The sequence below is a fragment of the Saccharothrix saharensis genome (assembly GCF_006716745.1).
GTDB lineage: Bacteria > Actinomycetota > Actinomycetes > Mycobacteriales > Pseudonocardiaceae > Actinosynnema > Actinosynnema saharense.
In genome coordinates this window covers 416,624-433,424 of the sequence record NZ_VFPP01000001.1, presented here as the reverse complement: position 1 = coordinate 433,424, position 16,801 = coordinate 416,624, and the positions used below count along the sequence as shown (strand labels likewise).

The window sequence follows — 16,801 nt, the reverse complement described above, 5'->3', positions numbered from 1 at the left end:
CCGGGTGCACGTGGGCGCCTGGACCACGATCACGCTGCACCGCGAGGACGACCTCCGCTCATCGGGGACGGCCGGTCCCCGATGAGCGGAGGTGCTGGTCAGGTCAGGTGCCGGGCGAAGAACCGGTTGGCGTCGTCTGCCTCGAACCGCGGGACGCCGGTGTGACCGCCCGTGTTGGCGTGCAAGGTCTTCTCCGGTGAGCCGAGGGCGTCGAACAGGTCCAGTGCCATCCCCCGGTCGTTGTGCTCGTCGTCCCACTGCAGCAGGACCAGCAGCGGGACGGTGACCTTCCGGGCCTCCTCGACCACGGCGCGGGGCACGAAGCTGCCGGCGAACAGCACGGCGGCCTTGACCCGCGGTTCGACCGCGGCCAGCCGCACGCCGATGGAGATCACCCCGCCCGAGTACCCGACCGGGCCGTCGATGCCGGGCAGGTCGAGCAGGGCGTCCAGGGCGGCGCGCCATTCCGGGACGGCCCGGTCGACCAACGGGAGGACGAGCCGGTCGACGATGTCGTCGGTGACCGGCTCACCGGCGGCCAGCGCCCGACGCAGGTCGGCCCGGGCGCGGTCGGCGGCGGCGTCGCGGGGTCGGTCGCCGGCGCCGGGCAGTTCGAGGGTGGCCGACGCGTAGCCCTCCGCCGCGGCGTGCCGGGCCCGGTCCGCCAGTCGCGGGTACATGCCCCGGAGGCCACCGGGGTGGCCGAGCAGGATCAGCGGTGCCGGTCGGGCGGCGGGTGCGGGCGTCCACAGGACGCCGGGGATGTCGCCCAGGGTGAACTCGCGTTCGAGGATGTCGTCGGCGAGGTGTCGTTCCGAGGTGAAGCGCACGGTCGTGCCTTTCGGGAGTGCTCGTGAACGGCGCCCCCGGACGACCTATCGCCCGACCGTGACCCCGGAGGGGAGCACCCATGTCACCACGGTCACGGGTACCACCTCCTCGGTCTCTCGCACGGCCGCCGGAAAGCTAGCAGGGCGCCGCGGGGTCCGCCACGGGATTTCGCGCACGGGGTCGGGGTCGTGGACAGGTGGGTGTGGTCGGCGGCCCGGTCGACGACGGTGCGGCCCGCTCCCCTGGCGTAGCGGTCCATCAGACCGTGGGCGAGGGCGGGCGGAGCGCGGCAGGTGCCCGAGCGCGTCGCCAGGACCGCGGCCCGGAGCTGTAGGCGCCGATGAACTCCTCACTGACCGGGGCGCCGGGCGGCTGCGACGACGCTGAGCTGGCGTTGTCGGCCGACTCCCCGCGGCGCACTGCGGCGTTGGGGCGAACGGCGACCGACGGGTCGGCGCAGCAGTGGCACGGCGACCGGACGCCGGTGCTGGGCCGGGCGCGCGGTCGGGGGTGGGCCGTCGCGCCGGTTTTCGCCGGGACGCCCGCGCGCGTTGTCGATCACGAATACGGTTGGGGTCGTGCGGATCAATGGGGGGCCCGCGATTCCGGGTGCACGGCTGTCACGTCACGGCGACCGCGATGTCGGCGCGCCGCCCGGGTCGACGCGTCGGGAGGTGTGATGGCGGACGCGGTCGACCTGGTGCTGGCGCAGTGGTCGGTGCAGCGCCCGGACGTCGACACCTCGCCGATGGCGGTGCTGTCGCGGGTGACGCGGCTGGCGCGGTTGCTGGAACGCGAGCTGCGGGAGTTCGTGGGCCGGTTCGACCTGGAGCCGGGCGAGTTCGACGTGCTGACCACGTTGCGGCGGGCGGGGTCGGCGCAGGGCATGACGGCGGGGGCGTTCCTGTCGGCGTCGCTGGTCACGGCGGGCGCGATCACCAACCGGATCGACCGGATGGCGGCCAAGGGCCTGGTGCGGCGGGTGCCCGACGCCGCGGACCGGCGGGTGGTGCGGATCAAGCTGACCGACCGCGGGGCGCGGCTGGTGGACGGGATGCTGGCCGAGCACATGCGGCACTACGCGCGGCTGCTGGAGCCGTTGGACGGCGAGACGAAGGCCGTGGTCGCCGACGCGTTGCGGGCGCTGCTGGAGCAGTGCGAGTGACGCCACCCGCGGTCAGCGGGGGACGGCGTCGAGGGCTTTGAAGATGCGCTTGTCGGAGACGGTGTAGCGGGTGCCGATGGTCTGGGCGAAGTAGCTCAGGCGCAGTTCCTCGATCATCCACCGCACCTCGTCGAGTTCCTCGTGGGGCTCGTCGGCGGGCAGGGCGGCGCGCAGTTCGCGGTACTCGGCGTGCACGGCGTGGACGCGGTCCATCCACTCCTGGTCGCGGCGGACGTTCTCGGGCAGCTTCTCCAGCCGGCGGGCGATGCCCTGCAGGTAGCGGTGCACGTCGCCGAGCCGGTCGGCGCCGGCTTCGGTGACGAAACCGGCGTGCACGAGCCCGGTGAGCTGGGCCCGGACGTCGGCCAGGGACTCCTCGAACACCGGGCCGCGCACGCCGTTGACGCGCAGTTCGACGTCCTGGGCGGCTTCCAGGACGCGGCGGACCCGGTGCACGACGTCGAACGTGGTCTCGCCGAGGCCGCGGCGGACGTGGTCGAGGAGCTTGGTGAACGCGGCCTCGGTCCACACCGGTCCGCCGGCGTCGCGCAGGAGCTTGTCGACGGCGGCGGAGATGCAGTCGGCGAGCAGCGGGGCGACGCCGCCGTGCGGGTTGCGGGTCAGGGCGAGCTTCTCGGCGTTGTTCAGGCCGCGTTGCAGGGTCTTGACCGGGGAGGGCGCGTTGAGCAGGAGCAGGCGGCGGGTGCCGCGCCACATGGCCTGCCGCTGCCGACCGGGGGTGTCGAGGATCTCGACCGCGACCGTGTCGCCCTTGTCGACCAGGGCGGGGTAGGCGGTGACGACGATGCCGGAGCGCTGCCGCTGCACGGTGCGGGGCAGGTCGCCGATGTCCCAGGTGGTCAGGCCGGTGCGGGCGAGGTTGCTCGCGGCGGCGGCGAGGGTCTGGCGCAGCTGTCCGCGCAGTTGGGCCTTCAGCGCGGCGAGGTCCTTGCCCTGGGCCAGTTCGCGGTCGTTCTCGTCGACGATGGTGAAGGTGAGCTTGAGGTGCTCGGGCACCTGGTCGAGCTGCCACTCCTCGCGCGGCACGACGACGCCGGTCAGCCTGCGCAGCTCGCGTTCCAGCGCGGGCAGCAGGGGTTCGTCGGGGTCGATGCCGGACAGGGCGGCGGCGGCGACGTCGGGCACGGGCACGAAGTTGCGGCGCACGGGTTTGGGCAGCGACCGGATCAGCGCGATGACCAGGTCCGTGCGCAGGCCGGGGACCTGCCAGGACAGCGAGTCGTCGGGCAGGGTGGTCAGCGCGGGCAGGGGCAGGGTGACGGTGACTCCGTCGACCGCGGCGCCCGGTTCGAACCGGTAGGTCAGCGGCAGGGTGAGGCCGCCGCGGCTCAGCTGGTCGGGGTAGGCGTCGGGGGTGACCGCGGCGCGGTCGTTGACCAGCATCGCCTTGTCGAAGGTGAGCAGGTCGGGCTGGGTGTGGCGGGCCTTCTTCCACCAGGTGTCGAAGTGCCGGGCGGACACGACGTCGGCGGGCACGCGCTGGTCGTAGAAGTCGTAGAGCGTGTCGTCGTCCACGACGATGTCGCGGCGGCGGGCCCGGTTCTCGAGCTCCTCGACCTCGGCGAGCAGTTCCCGGTTGTGGTGGAAGAACCTGTGGTGGGTGGTCCACTCCCCCTGCACCAGCGCGTGGCGGAGGAACAGGTCGCGGGACAGCTCCGGGTCGATGCGCCCGTAGTCGACCTTGCGGGAGGCCACGATGGGCACGCCGTAGAGGGTGACCTTCTCCAGGGCGACGACGGCGCCGCGCTTGGCTTCCCAGTGCGGTTCGCTGTAGGTGCGCTTGACCAGGTGCCCGGCGAGCTTCTCGGCCCACTCGGGTTCGATCTTCGCGACCGTGCGGCCCCACAGCCGCGACGTCTCGACCAGTTCGGCGGCCATCACCCACTGGGGTGGTTTGCGGAACAGGCTGGACCCGGGGAAGATCGCGAACTTCGCGTTGCGGGCGCCCAGGTACTCGGTGGCGGCGCGCCTGCCCGGTTCCCCCTTCCCGGATTGGCGCAGGGGCACGTCCTTGACGCCGATGTGGGACAGCAGCCCGGACAGCAGCGACACGTGGACGTTGCGCGGGTCGGCGGGCTGGTCGTTGACGTGCACGCCGAGGGTCTTCGCGACCTGCCGCAACTGCTGGTAGATGTCCTGCCACTCGCGCACGCGCAGGTAGTTGAGGAACTCGGCGCGGCACAGCCGGCGGAACTGGTTGCTGGACAGCTCCTTCTGCTTCTCGCGCAGGTACTGCCACAGGTTCAGGAACGCGGTGAAGTCCGAGTCGGGGTCCTTGAAGCGGGCGTGGAACTCGTCGGCGGCCTGCTGCTTGTCCGAGGGGCGTTCGCGGGGGTCCTGGATGGACAGGGCGGCGGCGATGACCATGACCTCGCGGACGCAGCCGTTGCGGTCGGCCTCGATGACCATGCGGGCCAAGCGGGGGTCGACGGGCAGTTGGGCGAGCTTGCGGCCCAGCGGGGTGAGCTTCTGCTCGGCGGGCAGGATCGCGCCGAGCTCCTGCAGCAGCTGCACGCCGTCGGTGATGTTGCGGGCCTCGGGCGGGTCGATGAACGGGAACGCGGCGATGTCGCCCAGGCCGATGGAGGTCATCTGCAGGATCACCGAGGCGAGGTTGGTGCGCAGGATCTCCGGGTCGGTGAACTCGGGTCGGGCGTCGAAGTCGTCCTCGCTGTACAGGCGGACGCAGATGCCCTCGGAGACGCGGCCGCAGCGGCCCTTGCGCTGGTTGGCCGAGGCCTGCGACACCGGTTCGATGGGCAGCCGCTGCACCTTGAGCCGGTGGCTGTAGCGGGAGATCCGGGCGGTGCCGGGGTCCACGACGTACTTGATGCCGGGCACGGTCAGGGACGTCTCGGCGACGTTGGTGGCCAGCACGACGCGCCGCCCGCGGTGGGGTTGGAACACGCGGTGCTGCTCGCCGAACGACAGCCGCGCGTACAGCGGCAGGATCTCGGTGTCGCGCAGCTGCAGGGCGGCCAGGGCGTCGGCGGTGTCGCGGATCTCGCGTTCGCCGGACAGGAACACCAGCACGTCGCCGGGCCCTTCGGCCTGCAGTTCGCGCACGGCGTCGCAGACGGCCTGCGTCTGGTCGCGGTCGGGGTCGGCGTCGGGGTCGTCGGGGTCCACGATCGGGCGGTAGCGGACCTCGACGGGGTAGGTGCGGCCGGAGACCTCGATGATCGGGGCGTCGCCGAAGTGCCGGGAGAACCGCTGGGGGTCGATGGTCGCGGAGGTGATGACGACCTTGAGGTCGGGTCTGCGGGGCAGCAGCTGCTTGAGGTAGCCGAGCAGGAAGTCGACGTTGAGGCTGCGTTCGTGCGCCTCGTCGATGATGATCGTGTCGTAGCGCGACAGCATCCGGTCGGTCTGGATCTCGGCCAGCAGGATGCCGTCGGTCATGAGCTTGACCAGGGTGTCGTCGCCGGACTGGTCGGTGAAGCGGACCTTGTAGCCGATGGCGCCGCCCAGCGGGGTGTCCAGTTCCTGGGCGACCCGCTCGGCGACGGTGCGGGCGGCGAGGCGGCGGGGCTGGGTGTGGCCGATCTGGCCGAGCACGCCGCGGCCGAGTTCGAGGCAGATCTTGGGCAGCTGGGTGGTCTTGCCCGAGCCGGTTTCGCCGGCGACGATCACGACCTGGTGGTCGCGGATGAGCGCGGCGATGTCGTCCTTGCGGGCGCTGACGGGCAGCTCGGGCGGGTAGGTGATCTTCGGCACGGCTTCGCGGCGCAGCGCGACGCGCAGCTCGGCGGCCTCGACGTCGGCCTCGATCTCGGCGAGGACGGCGGCGCGGGCGCGGTCGTCGCGGACCTTGCGGGCGCCGTCGAGCCTGCGTGCCAGCCTCCGCTGGTCCCGCGACATCAGATCGGACAGGCGTTGACGCAGGTCAGCGTGCGACATCTGGTTCATTTGGGTCAAGGATATCGAGGGTGGGCCGGTGGGGCTGCCGATTATCGGCCGGCGGACACGGCGAGTTGGCGTGACCGGGCCACCAGCCGCCCGGTCGTGTCCCACAGCTCGACGTCCTCCTCGTAGTAGCCGCCCGCGAGGTGGCGGGTGGCGGCGCGGACGGCGAGCCAGGCTGCGGCCGTGCCGTCCGGGGTCGGGCGGGCGCGCACGTGGACGGTCAGCTCGACGGTGGAGGACTCGGTGACGCCGAGTTCGAGCACCGCGGGCGCGACGGTGTCGACCAGGGTGGCCAGGCTCGCGGTGTCGGCGGGGCGGCCGTCGGCGAAGCGGAGCCAGAACTCGGCGCGCGGGATGCCGGTGGGCCGGCCCTTCGCCCAGCCGAACGGCTTGGGCGCGCGCACGTCGACGCGGTCGGAGACGGTGACGCCGGGCAGGCGCAGGCCGCCGTAGGCGTCGACGCACTCGTCCGGCGGCGGCAGGTCGGGCGCCTCGCCGAGCACGAGGTCGGACCCGGTCGCGCCGGTGCCGCCGGCGAGGTCGGCGTAGGAAGCGACGACGCGCAGCACTTCGCGGTCGCCGCAGGTCAGCCGGGCCTCACCGGTGGACAGCCGGCGTCCGGCCCGCACGAGCTCGGTGTCGACGCGGGCGGGCCCGACCACGCCGGGCCGCAGGAAGTGGGCGCCGACCACGAGCGGGTCGGCGTGCGGCAGCACCTCGCCGAGCGCCCGCAGGCAGAACGCGACGAGGTAGCCGCCGTTGGGCCGTCCACCGGCACCGGCCCACCGGTCGGTGAGGTGCGCGGCGAACCGCCCGTCCCCCGTCGCGTCCACCCGCGTGTCGGTGTCCCACTCGTACATGGGGTCACCCTAATGGGTGTTACCGGCGGGTAGTTCAGCCGCGGTACGGGCTTCCGCCGTCGAGCATGTCGGTGGCCATCTTCTTGAGCTGCTTCATCATCAGCACGTTGTGCAGACCCGGTCCGAAGCTGACCCGCGCCACGCCCAGCGGCGCCAGGTCGTTCGGGGTGGGCGCGCCCGGCCCGTGCGCGATGTTCACCGGCCGCCGCCCGACCGCCTCGACGAACTCCGCGACCCGGTCACCGGGCAGCCGCATCGGGTACACGCAGTCCGCGCCCGCCTCGAAGTAGGCCTGCGCGCGCCGCACGGCGTCGTCGAACGACTTGCCGCCGTTGAGGAACTCGTCGATCCGGGCGTTGATCACCAGCTCGGGGTTGGCGGCGCGCACGGCGGCCAGGAAGTCGGCCTGCTCGGCCACGTCCACCATGGCCTTGGAGCGCGGGTCGGAGTCCTCGAGGTTGCAGCCCGCCGCGCCCACCTCGGCCAGCCGCTCGCCGACCCGGGCGGGCGGCAGGTCGTAGCCGCGCTCGATGTCGGTGGTCACCGGCACCTCGACGGCGGCGGCGATCCGGCGCACGGCGTCGAACGCCACGTCGGCGGGCATGTCGTGCCCGTCCTGGAAACCTAACGCGGCGGCCACGGCGACACTGGTGGTCGCCACGACCGGGTGGCCCGCCTCGGCGAACACGCGGGCGGACGAGACGTCCCACGCGTTGGGCACCACCAGCGGGCTGCCCGGCACGTGCAGCGCGCGCAGCGCCTTGGCCGCCTCGGTCACATCGGTCCTGGTCACATCGACTCCCGTCACGACTGGGGCCGTCGTCGCGCCGCGACCCGACCCCGTTCCACGTGGTGATCACTCGATCAGCGCCGCCAATACTGCCAGTTCGCCTCCCACCGAACACCGCGCTCCCTTGCCCTCCCACCACGGCACGAGTCGATTTCCGACGTGCCGCGAAGTTGATTCCCCGATGTCCATTTCGACGCCTTTCGCGGAATCCGCCCGCGGTGCCTACGGCGTGAGGTCCAGCGCCGCCGAGAAGCTGCCGTCCATGTGGAACGGGGTCGACGTGTGCTCGTGCGCGATCCGCCACGCACCGCCCACCCGCCGCAGGCACACCGTGGCGCGGAACCACAGGTCGAACGCCTCCCCGTGCCCCCGCGGCACCGCCGACACGCGGTTGAGGCTGTGGCCGAACGCCAGGTCGCCCTCGACGGTGACGTGCAGGTCGCGGACCTCGTAGTCCACCGCCGAGTCGAAGCCCGCGAACCACTCCCGCATCCCCTCCGGGTCCCCGACCTCGGGCGCGGTGTGCTTGAGCGGCGGCGCGAGGGTGAACGTCACCGCGTCGGGCAGGTAGTCGGCGACGAGGCGGTCCGCGTCCCCGGACCGCATCGCGGCGGCACGCTGGTCCAGCAGGTCGCGGATGTCGTCGGACTCGCTCATGGTGGTGTTCCTCTCCGCCGGGGCACCCCCGTCGGGCACCCGTCACGGGGGACGTAGAAGCTGGGCACCCGTTCTCGACATCCCCGGACCGGCTTTCTCGGATTTCCTCGGAGGGTTCTGGTGAAGTACCTGGTCCTGATCTACAGCAACCCCGAGTCCCGCGCGATCTGGGACCGGATGGCCGACCAGGACCGGGCGACCGGCCTGGACGCCTACGCCGCGCTCGACGAGGAACTGGCCGCCTCCGGCGAACTCGTCGTCTCCGAGGCGTTGACCGACCCCGCCCGGACCACCCGGATCGCCGTGCGCGACGGGCAGGTCCTCACCACCGACGGGCCGTTCGCCGAGGCCAAGGAACTGCTCGCCGGCTTCTACCTGGTCGAGGTCGCGACCCCGGACCGCGCGGTGGAGATCGCCGCCCGCATCCCCGAGGCACACCTGGGCCTGGTCGAGGTGCGGCCCGTGCGGCCGTCCCTCGACGACTTCCTGCGGTGACCGGCATCGGCCCGCTGCTGCGGGAACTCGCGCCACGCGTGCTCAGCGCCCTGCTGCGCCACCACGGCGGCTTCGACGCCTGCGAGGACGCCGTCCAGGAAGCCCTGCTCACCGCCGCCACCCGCTGGCCCGCCGACGGCATCCCGGACAACCCCGCCGGCTGGCTCATCACCGTCGCCTCACGCCGCCGCATCGAGATCCACCGCGCCGACACCGCGCGCCGCCGCCGCGAGGAGACCGCGTTCGCCCTGACCCCACCCGACACCGAACCACCGCCCGGCGTGGACGACACCCTCACCCTGCTGACGCTGTGCTGCCACCCGGCACTGACAGCCCCGTCCCAGGTGGCGCTCACCCTGCGCGCCGTCGGCGGCCTCACCACCGCCGAGATCGCCCGGGCGTTCCTGGTCCCCGAAACCACCGTCGCCCAACGCATCAGCCGCGCCAAGCAGCGCGTGAAAGCCACCGGCGCCCGCTTCGACCCGCCGCCCGACACCGAACGCGACACCCGCCTCGACGCCGTCCGCCACGTCCTCTACCTGATCTTCACCGAAGGGCACACCGCCAGCTCCGGCGCCGACCTGCACCGCGTCGACCTCTCCGGCGAAGCCGTCCGCCTCACCCGCGAACTGCACGCCCGCCTGCCCCACGACGGCGAAACCGCCGGACTGCTCGCCCTCATGCTGCTCACCGACGCCCGCCGACCCGCCCGCACCGACCCCGACGGCTCCCTCGTGCCCCTGGCCGACCAGGACCGCACCCGCTGGGACACCGCCATGATCGCCGAAGGCACCCGGCTGGTCCACCACGCCCTCACCACCACCGCCATCGGCCCCTACCAGCTCCAAGCCGCCATCGCCGCCCTGCACGCCGAAGCACCCACCACCGCCGACACCGACTGGAAGCAGGTCCTGGCCCTCTACGACCTCCTGCACACCATCGCGCCCGGCCCCATGGTCGCGCTCAACCGCATCGTCGCCGCCGCCATGGTCCACGGACCCACCACCGCCCTGGCCCGCCTCGACGACGCCGCCACCGACCCGGCACTGGCCGGCCACCACCGCGTCGACGCCGTCCGCGCCCACCTGCTCGACCTCGCCGGCGACCACGACACCGCCCGCGCGCACTACGCCCGCGCCGCCCGTGCCACCCTGAGCCTGCCGGAACGCCGCTACCTCGAGAACCGCGCCGAACACGGGTAGCCGGCGTGCCGTCGCCCCAACCACAAACCGCCGTTCGGCGGCTGGCGCGGCGGCACCCCGGCCGATGAGCTGGACCACGCGATGAGTCGGGGGACGACCCATCGAGGGGGAGTTGGCTTGTTCCGACCCGTGCCGGTGCCCGTGCTGCCGCCCAGCACCGCACTGGCCGACCTGGCGACCGCCGGCGAGCACCACGCCTGGCTCGCGGGCACCACCGGCGTGTTCACCAGCCGCCCGACCGCGCCACTCGTGCTGCGCTGGACCGGCGAGACCTGGCAGGTCGAGCCGCTGCCCGAGCTGCCCGCCCCGGCCAGCCTGTCCGGCGTCTCCGCCGCCGCACCCGACGACGTCTGGGCGGTCGGCAACAGCGACGGCCGCCCGCTGCTCCTGCACTACGACGGCACCACCTGGGACATCGTCCCCACACCCCGCATCACCTGGGCCAAAGCCGTCGCCGCCACCGGCGACGACGTCCACGTCGTCGGCACCGGCCCCGACACCCTCCACTACGACGGCACCGCCTGGCGCCTGCGCACCGCCCTGTCCTCGGCCCGCGAGAGCCTCCAGACCATCACCGCCGCCGGACCCCACGACCTCTGGGCCGGCGGCGGCGGACTCGCCGGCGCCGGCCCGGCCACCTACGAGTACCCCGTGCTCGTCCACTGGGACGGCCACGCCTGGACCGAGGTCACCGGACCCCGCACCGAACGCGGCCACGTCGCCCGCCTCGCCGCCACCACCCCCGACGACATCTGGCTCGGCCACGTCCGCGACACCGACGGCCTGCGCGTCCACCGCTGGGACGGCGAGCAGTGGACCTCCGTCCCGGCACCCCGGGACACCGGCCGCCTCAGCGTCCACGGCGTCGCCGCCGGCTGGACCTGGGGCGTGCGCGCCGGCCACCGCTCCTTCGAGACCCGCCCCGCCTTCCACCGCTGGACCGGCGACCGGTGGACCACCGTCGCCCTGCCCGACGACCTCGCCCGCGCCTCCGCCTCCCACGTCGGCCTCGCCACCACCGGCACCACCACCTGGGCCTACCTCAAAACAGCGGCGGGCGTGCACGTCCTGCGCCACACTGCCCCGTGACCTTCCGCCTCACCGTCCTGGGCACCGCCACGCCCTACCCGCGCCCCGGCAACCCCTGCTCCGGCTACCTGCTGCGCACCGAGCACACCGCCGTCTGGGTCGACGCCGGCCCCGGCACCCTCGCCGAACTGCAACGCCACCACCGACCCGACCTCCTCGACGCCGTCTGGATCTCCCACACCCACGCCGACCACGCCGCAGACCTCCTGCCGTACTACTACGCGCTGCTGTTCGCCGACCAACAACCCCGCGCCCCCATCCCCCTCTACGGCCCACCCGGACTCGCCGACCGGCTCGAAACCTTCCTCGAAGGCGCCGCACCCAACCCCGCCGCCGCCGCGTTCGACGTCCACGAACTGCACGACGGCCACCGCGCCGACATCGGCGACCTCACCCTCACCAGCCGCGCCGTCCACCACGGCCTGCCCGCCTTCGGCCTGCGCGCCACCCACCACGACACGACCTTCGCCTACTCCGGCGACACCGGCCCCTGCCCCGCCCTCGACGACCTCGCCACCGGCGCCGACCTGGTCCTCTGCGAAGCCGACGGCGCCGGACCACACCACTGCACGCCCGAGGACGCCGCTGCGGCCGCCCGCGGCGCCCGACGCCTCCTGCTCACCCACGTCGGCCACACCCTCAGCACCGCCGAAGCCGCCGAACGCGCCCACGCCCCCGTCGCCCGCCCCGGCGAGACCTTCACGATCAGGTGAAACTCCACGCCGCCGCAGCACGGCCACCACGACACGGCGGCACCCGCGACCCGGCCCGGCCCGGCCCGGCCACACTGCGAAGATCACCCTGCCGGGTGAAAATCAACAGTGTGCTGAAGCTGACCGCGACGGTGCTCGACGCACCCGACGCCCAAGCCCTCGCCCGCTTCTACCGCGACCTGCTCGGCTGGCCGCTGCGCGACGACGAACCCGGTTGGGCCACCCTGCGCCCGGCCGACGGCGGGGCGGGGCTGTCGTTCCAGACCGAACCCGACTACCAGCGCCCCACCTGGCCCGCGGCCGACGGCAGGCAGCGGATGATGGCGCACCTCGACATCCTGGTGGACGACCTCGAGACCACCGGGGCGCACGCGGTCGCGCTGGGCGCCACGCTCGCCGACTTCCAGCCGCAGGAGGGCGTGCGGGTCTACCTCGACCCCGCGGGTCACCCGTTCTGCCTGTTCCTGGAAGGCTGGTGACCGGCCCTCAGGGTGCTTCGATCGCGCTGGTGATGGAGTCCAGCACGCCGGGGAACCGGCGTTCCATCTCGTCGCGCCGCAGCTCGTGCTTGCGGTAGCTGCCCTGCGGCGTCACGCGCAGCACCCCGGCCTCGCGGAGCACCTTCAGGTGGTGCGACAGCGTCGACATGCTGACCGGCACGTCGAAGTCCCCGCACACGATCCCACCCGATCGTGCGAGCTCGGCGACGATCCGCAGCCGAACCGGGTCCGCGAGCGCGCTGAGAACGGTGGGGAGCCGAAGGTCCTCCACGTCCGGGTGTTGTAGAGCGCGCACGGTTTCGCATAGTAGCGACCCTGGTTAAGAGGTCTATTACTCCACACTGAAGATATCAAGCATCCCGAAGCTGTTACGGTGGCGCGGTGACCTTGCCGGAGCCGGTGCGCGCGGAACTCGACCGCGTGCGGCACGCGGCGCTGGTGGACTTCGCCGCGCTGGAGCAGGTCCGCCGCCGGTTCGACGCGGAGCAGGCCGACGCCCTGGCCGGCTACCTGCGCGCCGCCCAGTCCGCGAACACGCTGCGCGCCTACCGCTCCGACTGGGTCGGGTGGGCGGCGTGGTGCGAGGCCGAGGGCCGCACGGCGCTGCCCGCGGACCCGGTGGACGTCGCGGTGTACCTGGCGGTGGCGGCCGACGCGACGAAACCCGACGGCTCCCCCGCGTTCGGGCCGTCCACGTTGGAGCGCAAGGCCGCGGCCATCGCCGCGGTCCACGCGGCCGGCGGGCTGCCCTCCCCCACGCGCTCGGACGTCGTGCGCTTGACGTTGCGCGGTGTCCGCCGCACCCGGCAGGCGCAGCCGCGGCGCAAGCGGCCGGTGCTGCTGGGCACGCTGGAGGCGTTGCTGGCGGAACTGCCGCCGCCCGGTTGGCCCACCGGGGTGGCGCGGCGGCGTGACGCGCTGCTGCTGCTCGTGGGGTTCGCGGGCGCGTTGCGGCGCAGCGAGCTGGCGGCGGTGGCGCTGGAGGACGTCACGGTGGACGTGGACCCGCGCACGCACGAGCCGTTGCTGCTGGTCGAGCTGGGCGTGACGAAGACCGACCGGACGGGCGCGCACCGGCAGCGCGTGGTGCTGCCCCGCGGCGCGCGGCGGCCGACGTGCCCGGTGTGCGCGTTCGCGGACTGGGTGGACGTGCTGACCGCGCCGGACGCGCGGGCGCTGCTGGAGGACGAGGGCGGGCCGGCGGCCACGCACCGCTGCCACTCCTACCGTCCCGACCCGGCACGCGGACCGCTGTTCCCGTCGGTGAGCAAGCACGGCCGGCTGGGTGGCCGGTCGATGTCGGACCGGGCGGTGTCGGACGTGGTGAAGCGGTACGCGGCGCGGGCGGGGCTGGACCCGGCGCTGTTCGGCGGGCACTCGCTGCGGGCCGGGTTCGCCACGCAGGCGGCGCTGGGCGGCGCGAGCGACCGGGAGATCATGCGGCAGGGCCGCTGGACCAACCCGCGGACCGTGCACCGCTACATCCGCACGGCGAACCCGTTGGAGGACAACGCCGTCACCCGCCTCGGACTGTGATCAAGAGCGCACGGTGGGTTGTTAACTTCTAACACGCCCGGTCCGTCCGGGCGGAACCGAACGGGCTAGCCGGTTGGCGCGCCAGGGCTCTTGCGCGGTTTGTTTCGGCGCTGTTTCCACCCCTGTTGAGCTGGGCTTTTGGCTGCGGGCTCGGGCGAGGCGGGCGGGCTGACCTGCGCGGGTGCCGCGACACCGCCGAGCGGTCCGCGCGTCGCGGGGCGTTCACCGGCGCGTCCGCGCCAATACGATCGTCGGCACGAGGTCGCCCGCCCCGGCCAAGCGCACCGTGACCCCCGGACTACCCTGCACTGTCCGGGGGTCACGCGCTGCTCACGCGCCGGTGCCACCGCCCACGACCGCGTCGGAGGACGGCGGTTCCCCCGCCTTCTCCGGCGGCGGCACGAGGGCGGACAGGTCGCCGCCGTTGTCGTTGACGCGCAGCACGAACGGCCGGTGCTCGGTGTACTGGACGACCGACACCGACGCCGGGTCGACCACGATGCGCTGGAAGCCGTCGAGGTGGACGCCCAGCGCGTCGGCCAGCACGGCCTTGATCACGTCACCGTGGCTGCACGCGACCCACACGGCGCGCGGGCCGTGTTCGGCGGTGACGCGGGCGTCGTGGGCCCTGATGGCGGCCACGGCCCGCGACTGCACGGTGGCCAGGCCCTCGCCGCCGGGGAACACCGCGGCGGAGGGGTGCTGCTGCACGACCGACCACAGGGGTTCCTCGAGCAGGTCCTTGATCTCGCGCCCGGTCCACTGGCCGTAGTCGACCTCGGCGAGGTCGGGTTCCGCGGTGGCGTCCAGGCCGAGCCGGTCGAGCAGGGGCGCGAGGGTCTCCCGGCAGCGTTGCAGCGGCGAGGTGACGACGGCGGCGACCGGGATGCCGGCGAGCCGGTCGACCAGTGCCGCGGCTTGCTCCACGCCCCGTTCGGACAGCGCCACGCCGGGTTGGCGCCCCGCGAGCACGCCCGCTCCGTTGGCGGTGGAGCGGGCGTGTCGCAGCAAGATCACGGTAGCCACGGGGTCAACCCTATGTCGGGTTGATGAGGCCCATCGACAGCAGCCCCATCAGGACGATGCCCAGCAGCAGCCGGTACCACACGAACACCGAGTAGCTGTGCTTGGAGACGTAGCGCAGCAGCCACGCGATCGTGGCGTAGCCGACCCCGAACGACACGATCGTGGCGACGATCATCTGCGGCACGGAGGCGGCGTTGGGCTCGGCGCGTTCGAGCACGTCGGGGATGCTGAAGATGCCCGCGCCGAACACGGCGGGCAGGGCCAGCAGGAACGAGTAGCGGGCCGCGGAGGCGCGGTCCAGGCCGAGGAACAGGCCCGCGGTGAGGGTGCCGCCGGAGCGGGACACGCCGGGGATCAGCGCCAGCGCCTGGGCCAGGCCCATGCCGATGGCGTCCTTGAGCTGGAGCTTGGTGCGGATGTGCTGGGCGAACTGGTCGGCCAGGCCGAGCAGCAGGCCGAACACCACCAGCACGGTGGCGGTGATCCACAGGTTGCGCAGCGACGACCGGATCTCGTCCTTGAACAGGTAGCCCAGCACGCTGATCGGGATCGACCCGATGATCACGTACCAGGCCATGCGGTAGTCCTCGGTCTTGCGCGCGGCCTTGCTGAACAGGCCGCGGAACCAGGCACCGATGAAGTTGCCGATGTCCTTGGCGAAGTAGATCAGCACCGCGACCTCGGTGCCGAGCTGGATGACCGCGGTGAACGACGCGCCCGCGTCGTTGCCGAAGAACAGCGTGGAGACGATCCTGATGTGACCCGACGAGGAAATGGGCAGGAATTCCGTGAGTCCTTGGACGAGTCCGAGGACGATGGCCTGCAACCAGCTCAACTACCCACTCCTGCCAGATCCAGAGCTTCGATCGCCGTGCGGAGCGCGGCGATCCCCTGATCGAGATCTTGCAGCATGGGCGAAAGGGTGAGCGTGGTGACCCCCGCTTCGGCGAACGCGCGCATCCGGTCGGCGATGCGCTCCTTCGGGCCGAGCAGGGCGGTGGCGTCGAGGAAGTCCACGGGCAGGGCGGCCATCGCGCCCTCGTAGTCCTTGGCGAGGTAGCGCTCCTGGACCTCGGCCGCCTCGGCGGCGAAGCCCATGCGGGCGGCGTTGTCGTTGTAGAAGTTCTTCTTCCGGCTGCCCATGCCGCCGACGTAGAGCGCGGTGTAGGGGCGGATGACGTCGGCGCAGGCGCGCCAGTCGTCGCCGACGACCAGGGGGACGGTGGCGGCGATGTCGAACCCGTCGAGGGTCTTGCCCGCCTTCTCCCGGCCCGCGCGCAGCGACGCCAGCACGTCGCCGGAGTGCTCGGGCGACAGGAACAGGGCCAGCCAGCCGTCGGCGATCTCCCCGGCGAGCTCGACGTTGCGGGGGCCCATGGCGGCCAGGTAGACGGGGATGTGCTCGCGCACCGGGTGCACGGTCAGCGTGAGCGCCTTGCCGGGGCCGTCGGGCAGCGGCAGCGTGTAGTGCTCGCCGGCGTAGCTCAGCCGCTCGCGGCGCAGCGCGGCGCGGACGATGTCGACGTACTCGCGGGTGCGCCCCAGCGGCTTGTCGAACCGCACGCCGTGCCAGCCCTCCGACACCTGCGGGCCGGACACGCCCAGGCCCAGCCGGAACCGGCCGCCGGACAGCGAGTCCAGGGTGGCGGCGGTCATCGCGGTGGCGGCCGGCGTCCGGGCCGGGATCTGCAGGATCGCGCTGCCGACGTCGACGCGCTCGGTCTGCGCGGCCACCCACGCCAGGACCGTGGGCGCGTCGGAGCCGTAGGCCTCGGCGGCCCACACCACCGAGTAGCCCAGTCGGTCGGCTTCCCTGGCCAGTTCGAGGTTCGCGGCGTCGTTGCCCGCGCCCCAGTACCCGAGGTTCAGTCCCAGTCGCACGACCCGGGACCCTACCGGTCGGTAACCTGGTTCGCCAGGGCGGGTGTGCCCCGATCGTGACGGGATTGGGCCTCGACCCCGCGCGTGCCACGACCCACCGGCAAGTCGATCACCCTTTAGGCTCCCCCG

16 protein-coding genes are annotated in these 16,801 nt (G+C 73.0%); 7 read left to right on the top strand and 9 right to left on the bottom strand.

Going from position 1 to position 16,801, the window contains the following annotated elements; all coding sequences use genetic code 11:
* Positions 1-98: 98 nt before the first annotated feature.
* Complete coding sequence (locus tag FHX81_RS01350; RefSeq protein ID WP_141974830.1) at positions 99-830, bottom strand: dienelactone hydrolase family protein; 732 nt, start codon at positions 828-830, stop codon at positions 99-101.
* 680 nt (positions 831-1,510) lie between these two features.
* Here FHX81_RS01350 and FHX81_RS01340 point away from each other — a divergent pair.
* Positions 1,511-1,996, top strand: coding sequence for a MarR family winged helix-turn-helix transcriptional regulator (locus FHX81_RS01340; RefSeq protein ID WP_141974829.1), 486 nt, complete (start codon positions 1,511-1,513; stop codon positions 1,994-1,996).
* A 12-nt stretch (positions 1,997-2,008) separates the two neighbouring features.
* Here the strand turns inward: FHX81_RS01340 and hrpA are convergent, their stop codons facing one another.
* The 4 genes from hrpA to FHX81_RS01320 form a co-directional block, all read right to left on the bottom strand.
* Positions 2,009-5,926, bottom strand: a complete 3,918-nt coding sequence (gene hrpA, locus FHX81_RS01335) for an ATP-dependent RNA helicase HrpA (protein WP_141974828.1) — start codon at positions 5,924-5,926, stop codon at positions 2,009-2,011.
* Positions 5,927-5,967: 41 nt separating this feature from the next.
* The gene (locus tag FHX81_RS01330; protein WP_141974827.1) at positions 5,968-6,783 is read right to left on the bottom strand and encodes a thioesterase family protein; all 816 of its coding nucleotides are present in this window, start codon (positions 6,781-6,783) and stop codon (positions 5,968-5,970) included.
* 34 nt (positions 6,784-6,817) lie between these two features.
* Positions 6,818-7,576, bottom strand: coding sequence for an isocitrate lyase/PEP mutase family protein (locus FHX81_RS01325; protein WP_246107558.1), 759 nt, complete (start codon positions 7,574-7,576; stop codon positions 6,818-6,820).
* Positions 7,577-7,795: 219 nt separating this feature from the next.
* Positions 7,796-8,230 (bottom strand): YybH family protein, encoded by a 435-nt coding sequence (locus FHX81_RS01320; protein WP_141974826.1) that lies wholly within the window; start codon positions 8,228-8,230, stop codon positions 7,796-7,798.
* 120 nt (positions 8,231-8,350) lie between these two features.
* Here FHX81_RS01320 and FHX81_RS01315 point away from each other — a divergent pair, with 120 nt between their 5' ends.
* From FHX81_RS01315 to FHX81_RS01295, 5 genes are all read left to right on the top strand, one after another.
* On the top strand, positions 8,351-8,725 hold the full coding sequence (locus FHX81_RS01315) for a YciI family protein (RefSeq protein WP_141974825.1): 375 nt from the start codon (positions 8,351-8,353) through the stop codon (positions 8,723-8,725).
* A complete protein-coding gene (locus FHX81_RS01310; protein WP_141974824.1) occupies positions 8,722-9,927 on the top strand; it encodes an RNA polymerase sigma factor in 1,206 nt (401 codons plus the stop codon). The genes FHX81_RS01315 and FHX81_RS01310 overlap by 4 nt, the downstream gene beginning before the upstream one ends.
* 117 nt (positions 9,928-10,044) lie before the next feature.
* The gene (locus FHX81_RS01305; RefSeq protein WP_141974823.1) at positions 10,045-11,016 is read left to right on the top strand and encodes a hypothetical protein; all 972 of its coding nucleotides are present in this window, start codon (positions 10,045-10,047) and stop codon (positions 11,014-11,016) included.
* On the top strand, positions 11,013-11,729 hold the full coding sequence (locus tag FHX81_RS01300; RefSeq protein ID WP_141974822.1) for an MBL fold metallo-hydrolase: 717 nt from the start codon (positions 11,013-11,015) through the stop codon (positions 11,727-11,729). The genes FHX81_RS01305 and FHX81_RS01300 overlap by 4 nt, the downstream gene beginning before the upstream one ends.
* A gap of 113 nt (positions 11,730-11,842) precedes the next feature.
* Positions 11,843-12,208 (top strand): VOC family protein, encoded by a 366-nt coding sequence (locus FHX81_RS01295; RefSeq protein WP_141983651.1) that lies wholly within the window; start codon positions 11,843-11,845, stop codon positions 12,206-12,208.
* A gap of 7 nt (positions 12,209-12,215) precedes the next feature.
* Here the strand turns inward: FHX81_RS01295 and FHX81_RS01290 are convergent, their stop codons facing one another.
* The gene (locus FHX81_RS01290; RefSeq protein WP_141974821.1) at positions 12,216-12,524 is read right to left on the bottom strand and encodes an ArsR/SmtB family transcription factor; all 309 of its coding nucleotides are present in this window, start codon (positions 12,522-12,524) and stop codon (positions 12,216-12,218) included.
* An 86-nt stretch (positions 12,525-12,610) separates the two neighbouring features.
* Between FHX81_RS01290 and FHX81_RS01285 the strand changes: the two genes are divergently transcribed.
* Entirely contained in the window at positions 12,611-13,765 is a 1,155-nt protein-coding gene (locus FHX81_RS01285; protein ID WP_141974820.1) for a site-specific integrase, read from the top strand.
* A 330-nt stretch (positions 13,766-14,095) separates the two neighbouring features.
* Here the strand turns inward: FHX81_RS01285 and FHX81_RS01280 are convergent, their stop codons facing one another.
* Genes FHX81_RS01280 through FHX81_RS01270 form a run of 3 tightly spaced genes read right to left on the bottom strand, consistent with a single transcriptional unit; the run spans position 14,096 to position 16,672 of the window.
* Positions 14,096-14,791, bottom strand: coding sequence for a histidine phosphatase family protein (locus FHX81_RS01280; protein ID WP_141974819.1), 696 nt, complete (start codon positions 14,789-14,791; stop codon positions 14,096-14,098).
* A 10-nt stretch (positions 14,792-14,801) separates the two neighbouring features.
* A complete protein-coding gene (locus FHX81_RS01275) occupies positions 14,802-15,626 on the bottom strand; it encodes an undecaprenyl-diphosphate phosphatase (RefSeq protein WP_141974818.1) in 825 nt (274 codons plus the stop codon).
* Positions 15,623-16,672, bottom strand: a complete 1,050-nt coding sequence (locus FHX81_RS01270; protein ID WP_141974817.1) for an LLM class F420-dependent oxidoreductase — start codon at positions 16,670-16,672, stop codon at positions 15,623-15,625. Before FHX81_RS01270 ends, FHX81_RS01275 begins: the two co-directional genes overlap by 4 nt.
* Positions 16,673-16,801 lie beyond the last annotated feature (129 nt).